This window comes from Saccharopolyspora elongata (assembly GCF_004348985.1).
Lineage (GTDB): Bacteria > Actinomycetota > Actinomycetes > Mycobacteriales > Pseudonocardiaceae > Saccharopolyspora > Saccharopolyspora elongata.
The window spans coordinates 13,592-26,214 of the sequence record NZ_SMKW01000027.1; the positions used below are offsets into that span (position 1 = coordinate 13,592).

The 12,623-nt window shown below is 70.7% G+C and carries 14 protein-coding genes; 9 read left to right on the top strand and 5 right to left on the bottom strand.

Features of this window, described 5'->3' with window-relative positions; all coding sequences use genetic code 11:
* Positions 1–173: 173 nt before the first annotated feature.
* From E1288_RS20605 to E1288_RS20615, 3 genes are all read right to left on the bottom strand, one after another.
* Positions 174–548: a VOC family protein gene (locus E1288_RS20605; RefSeq protein ID WP_132487517.1), complete on the bottom strand. Its 375-nt coding sequence runs from the start codon at positions 546–548 to the stop codon at positions 174–176.
* Positions 545–1,123, bottom strand: a complete 579-nt coding sequence (locus E1288_RS20610; protein ID WP_207954465.1) for a TetR/AcrR family transcriptional regulator — start codon at positions 1,121–1,123, stop codon at positions 545–547. The genes E1288_RS20605 and E1288_RS20610 overlap by 4 nt, the downstream gene beginning before the upstream one ends.
* 206 nt (positions 1,124–1,329) lie before the next feature.
* Positions 1,330–1,893, bottom strand: coding sequence for a helix-turn-helix domain-containing protein (locus E1288_RS20615; RefSeq protein WP_132487521.1), 564 nt, complete (start codon positions 1,891–1,893; stop codon positions 1,330–1,332).
* A gap of 49 nt (positions 1,894–1,942) precedes the next feature.
* Here E1288_RS20615 and E1288_RS20620 point away from each other — a divergent pair, with 49 nt between their 5' ends.
* Positions 1,943–3,115, top strand: a complete 1,173-nt coding sequence (locus E1288_RS20620; protein WP_132487523.1) for a benzoate/H(+) symporter BenE family transporter — start codon at positions 1,943–1,945, stop codon at positions 3,113–3,115.
* Positions 3,116–3,172: 57 nt separating this feature from the next.
* Here the strand turns inward: E1288_RS20620 and E1288_RS20625 are convergent, their stop codons facing one another.
* Positions 3,173–3,808: a cyclase gene (locus E1288_RS20625; protein WP_132487525.1), complete on the bottom strand. Its 636-nt coding sequence runs from the start codon at positions 3,806–3,808 to the stop codon at positions 3,173–3,175.
* 368 nt (positions 3,809–4,176) lie between these two features.
* Here E1288_RS20625 and E1288_RS20630 point away from each other — a divergent pair, with 368 nt between their 5' ends.
* Positions 4,177–5,073 (top strand): TIGR03619 family F420-dependent LLM class oxidoreductase, encoded by an 897-nt coding sequence (locus tag E1288_RS20630; RefSeq protein WP_132487527.1) that lies wholly within the window; start codon positions 4,177–4,179, stop codon positions 5,071–5,073.
* Between the two features lie 179 nt (positions 5,074–5,252).
* On the opposite strand, the gene E1288_RS20635 is transcribed toward E1288_RS20630, so the two are convergent.
* Positions 5,253–5,786 carry a DinB family protein gene (locus E1288_RS20635; protein ID WP_132487529.1) on the bottom strand — a complete coding sequence of 178 codons (534 nt, stop codon included), beginning with the start codon at positions 5,784–5,786 and terminating at the stop codon, positions 5,253–5,255.
* Between the two features lie 208 nt (positions 5,787–5,994).
* On the opposite strand from E1288_RS20635, the gene E1288_RS20640 reads away from it, so the two are divergent.
* From E1288_RS20640 to E1288_RS20670, 7 genes are all read left to right on the top strand, one after another.
* Complete coding sequence (locus E1288_RS20640) at positions 5,995–6,678, top strand: HAD family hydrolase (protein ID WP_132487531.1); 684 nt, start codon at positions 5,995–5,997, stop codon at positions 6,676–6,678.
* Positions 6,675–7,715: a phosphotransferase family protein gene (locus E1288_RS20645; RefSeq protein WP_132487533.1), complete on the top strand. Its 1,041-nt coding sequence runs from the start codon at positions 6,675–6,677 to the stop codon at positions 7,713–7,715. The genes E1288_RS20640 and E1288_RS20645 overlap by 4 nt, the downstream gene beginning before the upstream one ends.
* 1 nt (position 7,716) lies before the next feature.
* Positions 7,717–8,928: an acyl-CoA dehydrogenase family protein gene (locus E1288_RS20650; protein ID WP_132487535.1), complete on the top strand. Its 1,212-nt coding sequence runs from the start codon at positions 7,717–7,719 to the stop codon at positions 8,926–8,928.
* Between the two features lie 81 nt (positions 8,929–9,009).
* The gene (gene fabG / locus E1288_RS20655; protein WP_132487537.1) at positions 9,010–9,765 is read left to right on the top strand and encodes a 3-oxoacyl-ACP reductase FabG; all 756 of its coding nucleotides are present in this window, start codon (positions 9,010–9,012) and stop codon (positions 9,763–9,765) included.
* A complete protein-coding gene (locus tag E1288_RS20660) occupies positions 9,765–10,949 on the top strand; it encodes an acyl-CoA dehydrogenase family protein (protein WP_132487539.1) in 1,185 nt (394 codons plus the stop codon). Before fabG ends, E1288_RS20660 begins: the two co-directional genes overlap by 1 nt.
* Positions 10,946–12,064: an acyl-CoA dehydrogenase family protein gene (locus E1288_RS20665; protein WP_132487541.1), complete on the top strand. Its 1,119-nt coding sequence runs from the start codon at positions 10,946–10,948 to the stop codon at positions 12,062–12,064. The genes E1288_RS20660 and E1288_RS20665 overlap by 4 nt, the downstream gene beginning before the upstream one ends.
* Before the next feature lie 104 nt (positions 12,065–12,168).
* Positions 12,169–12,621 (top strand): MaoC family dehydratase, encoded by a 453-nt coding sequence (locus E1288_RS20670; protein WP_132487543.1) that lies wholly within the window; start codon positions 12,169–12,171, stop codon positions 12,619–12,621.
* The last annotated feature ends 2 nt before the right edge of the window (positions 12,622–12,623 follow it).

The following is a 12,623-nucleotide window of genomic DNA, read 5'->3' on the forward strand; positions in this document are numbered from 1 at the left end:
GGACGCGGCGATTTCGCGCGAAATCGCCGCTCCCCACGCCTGCCAGGTGGCGATTTCGCGCGAAATCGCCACCCCACCCTGACCCGCGCTCCGACCTCGTCCCCGAGAGCGCGTCGGTGTCAAGCGCTGCCGAAGGCCCCTCCGGTCCCCCGTCCCGGAGGGGCCTTCGGCTTTCACGCCGTGGTCATGACCTCGTAGAGGTTCCCGGTTTCGTCGGCGAAGAACAGGCCGCGGGGGCACAGCGGGTGGTCGGTGCGGCCGTTGGCGGGATCGCGCGGGCTGTTGCCGTAGGGCACGCCCCGCGCCTGCAGCCGCGCGAGGATCTGGTCGAACTCCGCCGGTTCCACGTCGAACGCGAGGTGGTGCGGTTCGGCCCCCGGCACGGTCATGAACTGCAGGGTCAGCGAGTCGTTGACCGCGACCGGCGCGAACTTCCCGTCGATGCCGTCCGGCGGCAGGCGCCGCAGGCCCATGATCCCGGCGAAGAAGTCCGCCTCCGCGTCGTTGTCCCGGGCCGGGACGATCGTGTGGTTCAGGGTGACCGTCATTTCGCCTCCTCGATCGCGCCGTGCAGGAAGACCTCGACGATCTCGGCGGTTTCGACGGGCGCGGGCTCCTCCGCCCGCGGCCGCACGAACAGCAGCCCGAGGAACATCGCCGCCAACTTCTCCGGCGGCAACCGCAAGGTTCCCCGCTCCGGCTCGAACAGTTCCGCTATCGCATCGCGGACCTGCCGCATGGACTCCGCCCGGTCGTCGGCCGCCGGCCGCTCCCGGTCCGCGCCGCGCTGGCCGCGCAACTGCCCGGAGGCGTGCAGGGATCCGACCACCGCGCCCATCCGCTCCAGGTGCGCGGCCAGCGCGTCGGCCGCATCGACGAGCCGCTGCGCCAACGGCTCGTCGATCGAAATCGAGCCGATCTCCCGCACCACGTGGTCCGGCCGGACGGCTTCCGCCACGCACGCCCCCAGCAGTTCGTCCTTGTCCGCGAAGACGCGGAAGATCGTCGCCTCCCCGATCCCCGCGGCCCGCGCGATGCGGCTCGTCGTCACGGCCGCCCCGTACTCCGCGACGAGCGGCACGGCCGCCGCGATGATCATCGCCCGCCGCTCTTCCGGACTCATCCCCGGCGCCCTGCGCCGCGTCTTCGTTTCCACCATGCCCCGAAAGTACGGAGTGAGCACTCACTCCGTCAAGGAAGAAGTGAGTGCTCACTCCGATCTCGATGTGGAGCGAACGGCCCGTTTGCCTCGCTAGGCGAGGTGAACAGTCCGTTCACTTCATCCACCCAACGCCGGCGCGACCCAAGACGCTCGCGAAACCGGATGCTTCAGGCCGACTCGGCGTAGCGCATGACGAGCGTCGCGGTGGCATCGACTTCCAGCGCTTGGTACACGTGGTCGACTCCGCCGTCGAAGCGGATGTAGTCGCCCGGACCGAGCGTTTCCGGCGCGGATTCCGGGCCGGCGACCAGAGTTCCGGAGTGCACCAGCAGCTGCTCGACCACGCGCGGCCGGTGCGCGGCCGAGACGTACCGGCTTCCGGCGCGCACGTGCAGCCGGTACACCTCCAGCTGCTGGCCGCCGCTGAACACCCGGTCCATCAGCTGCACGTCCACCGTCCGCCCGGAGAGGTCCGAGCCGCTGGCCCGGCTCACCACCACCGCCGGCTCCGCGACGGCTTCGGGCTCCGCGACAAGCAGCCATCCCAGCGGCACGTCGAGCACCGTCGCGAGCGCGTACAACGTCTCCAGCGTCGGATTGCGCCGCCCTGCCTCAAGCTCGGAGAGCGTGCCCTTGCCGATGTCGGCCCGGCGGGCGGTCTCGGACAGCGACAGGCCGCGCAGGGCCCGGGCGGCACGCAGGTTCGCGCCCACCACCTTGACCAGCTCCACCGCTTCCTCCTAGCATCGCACCGTTCCATAAACAGAACGGAAGCACAAAGTGCAGTTGCGGCAACAGCTCCCGACCGCCCCGCCGATGTCCACATTGGTCTCCGGTGCCATCACCACGCTGGTCGGCGTGGTGAGCTCCGCTGCCATCGTCTTCCAGGCCGCGCGGACCCTCGGCGCGGGCCCCGCGGAAATCGGCTCGTGGATCCTCGCGCTCGGCGCGGGCATCGGCGTCACCTCGATCGCGCTGTCCCTCCGCTACCGCGCGCCGGTCGTGCTGGCCTGGTCCACGCCCGGCGCCGCGCTGCTGGCCACGAGCGGTCAAGGTACCTCGATGGCGGAGGCCGTCGGCGCGTTCCTGATCGCCGCGGCGCTGACGGTGCTGGTCGGGCTCACCGGCTGGTTCGAGCGGGCGGTCAACCTGATCCCGTCGTCGATCGCATCCGCGCTGCTCGGCGGCGTGCTGCTGCAGTTCGGGCTCGGCCTGTTCACCACCATGCAGACCCAGTTCTGGCTGGTGCTGGCGATGCTGGTGGGCTACCTGCTCGGCAAGCGGCTGCTGTCCCGGTACGCGGTGCTCATCGCGCTCGTGATCGGCGTGGTGTTCGCCGCCTTCCAGGGCTCGTTGCACTTCGACGGCGTCGGCCTCGCGCTCGCGACGCCGGTGTGGACCTGGCCGAGCTGGTCGCTGCACGCCACGATCAGCCTGGCCGTGCCGCTGTTCGTCATCACGATGACCTCGCAGAACCTGCCGGGCATGGTGACGCTGCGCGCCCACGGCTACTCGACGCCGGTCTCGCCGATCCTGTCCTGGACCGGGGCGGTGAACGTGGTGCTGGCGCCGCTGGGCTGTTTCGGCATCAACCTCGCGGCGATCACCGCCGCCCTGTGCATGGGCCGCGACGCGCACGAGGACCCGGCGCAGCGCTACAAGGCCAGCATCGCCTCGGGCGTCTGCTACCTGCTCTTGGGGATCTTCGGGGCGATGCTCGGCAGCCTCATCGCCGCCTTCCCGATCGCGCTGGTCACCGCGCTCGCCGGGATCGGCCTGCTGGACACCATCGGCGGCTCGCTGGCCAAGGCCACCGAGGACCCGGGCAGCCGCACCGCCGCGCTGATCGCGTTCCTGGTGACGGCCTCGGGCGTGACCGCCTTCGGCATCGCCTCGGTGTTCTGGGGCCTGCTCGCCGGCCTCGCCACCCACCTGATCACCAGGAGAGGATGATGCGGAACGGCCTGCCCGCCTCCGTCGCCGAGGCGGGCAGGCCGTCTCATCGCAGGATCAGCCGATCGTCGTGGTGGTCAGGACCGGGTTGGGGTTCGGGAAGCACCGCGACGGCACGTTCTGGTCGCCGATGATCGACCCCACCACGGCCGTGAAGGTCAGGCCCGGGTCGTCGTGGCTGGTGCCGTGCAGCTTGGTCTCGATCGTGCCGGAGTCACCGGCCGTGAGGTGCGCGGTCACGGTGGGCAGCTCGAACTGCGAGCCGCCGGCGATCGGACCGTCCAGGTGGATCGTGGCGACGTTGCCGTCCACCGTGAACGTCGGCGGGTTCGGCCCGAGACCGGAGCCACCCGCCAGGTCCGCGGAGACGAACGTGGTGTTCGCCGGGATCGGGATCTTCAGGTCCATGCCCTCGATCCGCTTCACGGTGTACCCGTTGACCTCGGCGGGCACGGTGTTCGGACCCGGGTCGATCACGATGTCGAGCGCCCCGCCGGGAGCGACCGAAGCCGGCGCGGTGACGTCGGCGGCCTGCTGCAGGGCGAACTTCTGCTCCCCCACCGGGGAGTCACCGGCGCAGTCGAAGTTGATGTCGAATGCGGCGGCCATGGCTTGGGGGGTCAACGCGAGCGCCGTGGCCGCGGCGACCGCCGCGGTGATGGCGGCACGTCTACCACGAAGAAGGGACTTCATTGGCCTCACCTCGCAGAATCGGTGAACGAAAGGGGCGAGCCGCGCGGCGACCGAAATACTTACTGACGAGTAAACTCGGCGTCAACGCGAAGGCATTTCACAGAATTCACAGCCCGCTCCGAGCACCACAGCCCGCTGTTCCCGGCTCCGCGCGCAACCGCCGATGGGCTGGATCGCGTTGCGACATGCGTGTTCCGGCGAAGCTCGATCGGCTCGATTCGCGACGCGGTGTGATCGTGGAGCTCCATTGGTGGTAGTTACACGCTCACCCGGGGCAAGGCCGCGGCCCGCGGCACGCGCTCGCCCGAACGCCGACCAGGTGCACCCGTTCCGACCAGCGCCATCCCGGATCTACAGGAGGATTTCCCATGCGTCTCGGACTCGCCCTCCCCCAGTTCGGCCCCTTCGCCGACCCGACCCTGGTGCCGGCGATCGCGGCCGAAGCTGAAGCGCTCGGCTTCGAAAGCCTCTGGACCGGCGAACGCGTGCACGCCGCCACCGCCCCGAGCACGCCGTACCCGGGAGGCACCATGCCCGAGCAGTTCCGCAGCGGCCTCGACCCGATGCTCGTGCTGACCCTCGCGGCGAACGCCACCACGCGCCCGCGGCTGGGCACCAGCACGCTCAACGCCCCGCTGCACCCGCCGATCCACCTGGCTCGCAGCCTCGCCGGGATCGACCGGCTCAGCGGCGGCCGGGTCATCGCCGGGCTCGGACTCGGCTGGTCGCGCGACGAGTACGACGCCGTCGCGGTGCCGTGGCGGGAGCGCGGCGCCCGGCTGGACGAGACGCTGGACGTGCTGGAAAGCCTCTGGGCGGCCGACCCCGTGCAGCACGACGGCAGGTTCTGGACCATCAGCCCCGGCGACTTCCGGCCCAAGCCGGTGCAGCAGCCCCTGCCGATCTACCTGGGCGGGCTCTCCCCCGCCGCGTTCCGGCGCGTCGGTCGCCGCGCGGACGGCTGGCTCGGCGTGGCGCTGCCGGCGGAGGCGCTGCGGGGCGCGCTCGCGAGCATCGGCGATCAGGCGCGGGACGCCGGGCGCGGACCGATCGCCACGGCCCTGCGCATCAACGTCGCGGTCCACGCCGCGGCGACGGAGAGGCCGGGGTCCGGCCCGGTCGAGCAGCTCGTCGACTACCTGCACGAGGCGGCGGAGCTGGGCATCGACGACGCGTTCGTGGACCTGCAGTTCACCACCTCAACCCCGGCCGAACTCCTGGACCTCGCGGCCAGGATCCGGAACGCCTTCGAAGCCACCGCCTGACGAACCGCACCGGATGGACCCGATTTTCCTGAGCGGTCGTTTCAGAGCGGCTCCGCCAGGCTCGCCCCGAAGGCGCCCGGTGCCGGTGGCGATTTCGCGCGAAATCACCGCACCGCACCCAAGACGACCACTCCCGCGCGCCCGCGTGCGTGCCGAAACGACCCTGAAATCGGGCGGGTTCAGGCGAGGCTCCGGCCGGCCGAGGCTCGGTAGAGATCGCGCAGCAGGCTCACCTCGGCGCCGTGGTGGAACAGCTCGCGGTTGAGGTGCAGCGCCAGCGCCACATAGCTTCGGTCGGCGAACGGCCCCTCCGCCGGGCCGACCGGCTTCTCCCAGCCCTCGACGTCGAGGGCGTCGATCCCGTTGCGCCACAACGCCTTCTGCTCGTCCAAGTAGGCCAGCGCGGCCGAAGCGGTGCCCGGGTAGTCGTGGTTGTCCATCCGGTACGAGGCGTCGCCGAAGTGGTTGTTGGCGCGCATCGCGAAGACGTGCCCGGAGATGTGGCTGAGCCGCCAGGCGATCGTGGTGAACGGCGGCGGCACCGGCTCCGGGTAGCTGAAGTCCATCGCCCAGCCGTCGTCCACCTGCCGCAGCGACCAGCAATCGGCGACCGGCTCCCAGAAGTACTCCTCGTCGGTCAGGCCGTCGAGGCCGGGCCGCCACATCGTCCAGTAGAAGTCGAGCTGATCCAGCACTTCCGCCCGCCAGTCCATGCCGCGAGCCTAGACGAGCAGTACCGATGTGCTCGGTGGCCAAAGGCGACCAGTGATCGTGTGGCGCGTCACCGGCAACAAGTACACCCAGCTGCGAAGCATCTCCACTGCGACCGACCTGGGGCGACCGCCCGGATTTCGCGGAACACCGCCCGACGTGAGCAGCGGGGTCTAGCGCACATACCGTCTAGTCGGTACGGTCCTGGGCATGGGTTCCAGTGACGCGACCCCGGAGATCCGGGCGGCGATCTTCGACTACGGCGGCGTGCTGACCACGCCCGGCCGCACCGCCATCCGGACCTGGACCGAGCACGAGCGGATCCGCCCGGAGACCTTCTCCGCCGCGATCAAGGACTGGCTGTCCCGCAACGCCCCCGCGGGCACCCCGATCCACAAGCTGGAGACCGGCGAGATCACCGCCGACGAGTTCGACCGCACCCTGGCGAAGCGGCTGCGCACCGTCGACGACGAACCGGTCGCACCCGACGGGCTGATGGGCCGGATGTTCGCGCGGATGCGCAGCGAGCCCGCCATGCTCGACCTGGTGCGCCGGCTGCGCGACTGCGGCGTGCGGACCGCGCTGCTGTCCAACAGCTGGGGCAACAACTACCCCTGGGAATTGCTCGACGGGCTCTTCGAGTGCACGGTGATCTCCGGCGAGGTTGGACTCCGCAAGCCCGATCCGCGCATCTACGAACTGGCCCTGGACCGGCTCGGCCTCACCGCGGGCGAAGCGGTGTTCGTCGACGACGGCGCCCCGAACATCGAAGCCGCCGAGCGCCTCGGACTGCACGCGGTGCTGCACACCGACGTCGCCGCGACCCTCGCCCGGCTCACCGAGCTCGTCCCGGCCCTGCGCCGGAGCGTCCCGCAAGGCAAGGAGAGTTCATGAACGCCCAACCGTCGCCCGGCGAGCTGCCCGGCCTCGACCTGGACCGGCTGCGCGCGCACCTCGACGCCGAGTTGCCCGGCCTGGTCGGCGGCCCGCTGACCGGCGAACTCGTCCAAGGCGGCCGGTCGAACCTGACCTACCTCGTCGGCGACGGCGCGAACCGCTGGGTGGTGCGCCGTCCGCCGCTGGGCCACGTGCTGGCCACCGCGCACGACATGAGCCGCGAGTTCCGGGTGATGTCCGCGCTGGCGAGCACGCCCGTGCCGGTGCCCGAGACCCACCTGCTGTGCCAGGACGAGGACGTCATCGGGGCCCCGTTCTACGTGATGGAGTACGTGCCGGGCACCGTCTACCGCACCCCGAAGCTGACTGATCAGCTCGCCCCGCAGCAGCGCGTCGACCTGGCCTGGCAGCTGATGGACGTGCTCGCCGACCTGCACTCGATCGACCCGGGGTCCGTCGGGCTGGGCGAATTCGGCCGCCCCGAGGGATTCCTGGAACGGCAGGTGCGCCGCTGGAGCAAGCAGCTGGCCGCCTCGCACAGCCGCGACATCGACGGCATCGACGAGCTCGCCGCCCGGCTGGCCCGGACCGTCCCCGGCACGCCGCGCGCCGGCATCGTGCACGGCGACTACCGGCTGGACAACGTGATCGTCGGCGACGACCAGCGCATCCGGGCCGTCCTGGACTGGGAGATGGCGACCGTCGGCGATCCGCTCACCGACCTCGGGTTGCTCGCCGTGTACTGGGAGGGCTTCAACGGCGTCGAGCGCAACCCCATCGCCAAGGGCGTCGGCCCCGAGTACGGCTTCCCCACGGCCCGGCAGCTGCTGGACCGCTACGCCGAACGCAGCGGCACCGATCTGTCCGAAATGGACTGGTACCTGGCGTTCGGGTTCTTCAAGATCGCCGTGATCCTGGAAGGGATCCACTACCGCTTCATCCACAACCAGACCGTCGGCGAGGGCTTCGAGCACGTCGGCGCTCTGGTGGCACCGCTGGTCGCCCAGGGTCTTGCCACCCTCAAGGAGGAATGAGATGGATTTCGGCTACGACGAACGCACCGAGGAGCTGCGCAAGCAGCTGCTGGACTTCATGGACTCCCACGTCTACCCCGCCGAACCGGTGTTCCTCGAACAGCTGGCCGCGGGCGACGACCCGTGGTCGGCGCACCCGCCGATCATGGAGGACCTCAAGGCCGAGGCCCGCAAGCGCGGCCTGTGGAACCTGTTCCTGCCCGGTGAGCACGGCGCCGGGCTGACCAACCTCCAGTACGCGCCGCTGGCCGAGATCATGGGCCGGGTCGGGCGGCTGGCCCCGGAGGCCACCAACTGCGCCGCGCCGGACACCGGCAATATGGAGGTGCTGTCGCTGTTCGGCACCGAGCAGCAGAAGAAGCAGTGGCTGCAGCCGCTGCTGGACGGCGAGATCCGCTCCGCGTTCTGCATGACCGAACCCGACGTCGCCTCCTCCGACGCCACCAACATCGGCACCCGCATCGAGCGCGACGGCGACCACTACCTGATCAACGGCCGCAAGTGGTTCTCCTCCGGCGCGATGAGCCCGCGCTGCAAGATCCTGATCGTGATGGGCAAGACCGACCCGGACGCCGAGCGGCACCGCCAGCAGAGCCAGATCCTGGTGCCCAAGGACACGCCCGGCGTGCAGCTCATCCGCAGCATGAACGTGTTCGGCTACGACGACGCCGACCACGGCGGGCACGCCGAGATCGTGTTCGACAACGTCCGGGTGCCGGCGGAGAACATCATCGCCGGCGAGGGCGAGGGCTTCGCGATCGCCCAGGCCCGGCTCGGGCCGGGCCGCATCCACCACTGCATGCGCGCCATCGGGATGGCCGAGCGGGCGCTGGAGCTGATGTGCCGCCGTGCCAACGAGCGCATCGCCTTCGGCAAGCCGCTGGCCGAGCAGGGCGTGGTGCAGCACTGGATCGCCGAGTCGCGGGTGAAGATCGAGCAGGCCCGGCTGCTGGTGCTCAAGACCGCGTGGCTGATGGACACCGTCGGCAACCAGGGCGCGCACACCGAGATCCAGGCGATCAAGGTCGGGGTGCCGCAGATGGTCACCTGGGTGATCGACCGCGCCATCCAGGCGCACGGCGGCGGTGGCGTCAGCCAGGAGTTCCCGCTGGCCAACCTGTACGCGCACGCCCGCACCCTGCACATCGTCGACGGTCCCGACGAGGTGCACCGCCGCTCGCTGGCCCGCCGGGAGCTGAAGAAGTACCGCTGATCGCTCGTGAGTGGTAGTGGTCGCTGGAACGGCCACTACCACTCACGACCCCAACCACAACCAAACCTGCGAGGAGATCAAATGGCAGACAGTCGTGTCGCGATCGTCACCGGTGCCGCGCGCGGAATCGGTGCGGCCACTGCGAAGCGCCTGGCCGAGGACGGCTTCGCCGTGGCGGTCATCGACCTCGACGAGAAGCAGTGCGCCGACACGGTGTCGGCCATCGAGTCCGGCGGCGGCAAAGCGCTGGCGGTCGGCTGCGACGTCAGCGACGCCGGGCAGGTCCAGGCCGCGGTCGACCGCATCGCCGCCGAGCTCGGCGGGCCGACGGTGCTGGTCAACAACGCCGGCGTCATCCGGGACAACATGCTGTTCAAGATGTCCGAGGACGACTGGGACACGGTGATGAACGTGCACCTGCGCGGCGCGTTCCTGATGAGCCGCGCCGTGCAGAAGCACATGGTCGAGGCCAAGTGGGGCCGGATCGTGAACCTCTCCAGCACCTCCGCGCTGGGCAACCGCGGCCAGGCCAACTACTCCACCGCCAAGGCCGGGCTGCAGGGCCTGACCAAGACGCTGGCCATCGAGCTCGGCAAGTTCGGCGTCACCGCCAACGCCATCGCGCCCGGCTTCATCGCCACCGACATGACCAAGGCGACCGCCGAGCGGGTCGGGATGGACTTCGAGGACTTCACCAAGGCCGCCGCGAGCCAGATCCCGGTGGCCCGCGTCGGCCAGCCGGAGGACATCGCGAACACGGTGTCGTTCTTCGCCGACGAGCGCTCCGGGTTCGTCTCCGGCCAGGTGATCTACGTGGCCGGCGGACCGAAGGCGTGATGACCGTGGACGCCGACGAACTCCGCGGCAAGGTAGGGGAATTCCTCGCCGCGAACGATCCCGCGCAGATGGACCGGCTGGAGTTCCTGCGGGCCCGCTTCGACGCCGGGCTGGCGTGGGTGCACTTCCCCGCCGGCCTCGGCGGCCTGGGTGCCGCGCGGGAGCTGCAGCCGGTCGTGGACGCCGCCTTCGCCGAGGCCGGCGCGCCGGACAACAAGCCGCAGCTGAACGTCATCGGGCTGGGCATGGCAGCCCCGACGATCCTGCGCTTCGGCAACGACGAGCAGCGCCGCCGCTACCTCCGTCCACTGTGGACCGGAGAAGAGATCTGGTGCCAGCTGTTCAGCGAGCCGGGCGCCGGCTCGGATCTCGCCGCGCTGTCCACCCGGGCCGTGCGCGACGGTGACGAGTGGGTGGTGGACGGGCAGAAGGTCTGGACGTCGCTGGCGCACCAGGCCCGCTGGGCGATCCTGGTCGCCCGCTCCGACCCGGACCAGCCCAAGCACAAGGGCCTGAGCTACTTCATCTGCGACATGACCGCGCCGGGCGTGGAAGTCCGCCCGCTGCGGCAGATCACCGGCGAAGCCGAGTTCAACGAGGTGTTCCTGACCGGGGTGCGGATCCCGGACTCCCAGCGCCTCGGCGAGGTCGGCCAGGGCTGGCAGGTCGCGCTGGGCACCCTGATGAACGAGCGGGTCGCCATCGGCGGGCGCGCGCCCGCGCGGGAAGGCGGCATGATCGGCCTCGCCGCGCAGGCCTGGCGCGAGCACCCCGAGAAGCGGACGCACGGCCTGCACGACCGGCTGCTGCGGCTGTGGGTCGAGACCGAGGCGACGCGGCTGACCAGCATCCGGCTGCGCCAGCAGCTCGCCATCGGCGAACCCGGCCCCGAGGGCTCCGCGGTCAAGGTCGCCTACTCCGAGCAGAACCAGGCGATCACCGGGTTCGAGCTGGAGTTCCTCGGCGAACCGGGCCTGGCCTACGACGACTGGACGTTCCGCCAGCCCGAGTACACCGACTTCGTCAAGCGCGGCCCCGGTTTCCGATACCTGCGGGCGAAGGGCAACTCGATCGAGGGCGGCACCACCGAAATCCTGCGCAACATCATCGCCGAGCGGGTGCTGGGCCTGCCGCCGGAGATCCGCACCGACAAGGACCGGCCGTGGAAGGAGCTGCCGCGATGAGCGCCCCGGACCTGCTCTACAGCGAAGTCGAAGAGGACCTGCGCTCGAACGTCCGCCGGCTGCTGCGGGACCGGTGCGACTGGACCGCGGTGCTGGCCCGCTGCGAGACCGACGAGCCCTACGACCTCGCGCTGTGGCGGACCCTCGCCGGCGAGCTCGGGCTCGCCGCGCTGCTGGTGCCCGAGGACCTCGGCGGCGCCGGGGCCAGTGCCCGGGAGCTGTCGGTGGTGGCCGAGGAGATCGGCCGGTCCGTCGCGCCGGTGCCGTTCCTGAGCAACCTGCTGACCACCGCCACCCTGGTGGCCTGTGCGGACGAGCCGCGGGTGCGGGAGATCCTGCCGCAGTTCATCGACGGCTCGCAGCTCGGCACCGTCGCCGTCGGGCTGACCACCGTGCCCTACGGCGCGTTCCCGCAGTCGGTGAAGGCCGACGGCGCCGCGCTGACCGGCTCGGTGTCGGCGGTGGTGGACCTGGAGGTCGCCGACTACGTGGTCGTGCCCGCCGCCGACGGGGACGGCGCGGCGCTGTACCTGGTGGACACCTCGGTGTCCGGGGTGTCGCGGACGCCCACGACGTCGCTGGACCTCACCCGGCGGTTCGGCACGCTCGCCCTGGACGGGGCGGTCGGCGAGCGGATCGCGGCCGGCGCCGACGCCGAGCGGATCCTCCGGCAGGCGCTGGTGACCGCGGCCGGGCTGCTGGGCGCCGAGCAGGTCGGGCTGGCCCAGCAATGCCTGGACGCCACCGTGGAGTACGCCAAGACCCGCTACCAGTTCGGCCGCCAGATCGGCTCGTTCCAGGCGGTCAAGCACCGGCTGGCCGACCTGTGGGCGGCGGTGAGCTCGGGGCGGGCCGTGGCCCGCAACGCCGCCGACGCCCTGGCGCGCGGCGACGAGTCGGCGGAACTCGAGGTCGCCATCGCCCAGGCCTACTGCTCCGAGCTGGTCGTGCAGGCCGCGGAAGAGCACCTGCAGCTGCACGGCGGCATCGGGATGACCTGGGAGCACTCGGCGCACCTCTACCTGGGCCGGGCCAAGAGCTCCCAGCTCACCTTCGGCATCGCCGAGGCGCACCGGCAGCGCATCGGCGAACTCGCCGACCTGCCCACGCCGTAGGCCTGCGCGGATCGGGGCTCGTGAGTGCGAAAGCCGGTTCTTACCGGCATGACCGCTCACGAGCCCACGCACAGCTTTTCGTTGTCGCTCAAGGAGGTTTTGCGTTGCGGGTATTCAGCAGCAAGGAAGAGATCGTCGCCGCCAAGGGCGAGAAGCTCGGCACCAGCGAATGGCTCACCGTCACCCAGGAACAGGTGAACCTGTTCGCCGATGCCACCCTGGACCACCAGTGGATCCACATCGACGTCGAGCGCGCCGAGCAGGGTCCGTTCGGCGGCCCGATCGCGCACGGGTTCCTCACCCTGAGCCTGCTGCCGAAGCTGAACTCCCAGACCTACAAGTTCGAGGGCGCCAAGATGGGGATCAACTACGGCCTGAACAAGGTCCGCTTCCCCAGCCCGGTCCTAGTCGGCTCGCGGGTCCGCTCCACCACGGAGCTCGCGGACGTGACCGAGGTGGCCGGCGGCCTCCAGCTGACGGTCAAGTCCACCATCGAGATCGAGGGCGGCGCGAAACCGGCCTGCGTGGCGGAGGGCCTCACCCGGGTGGTCTTCTGACC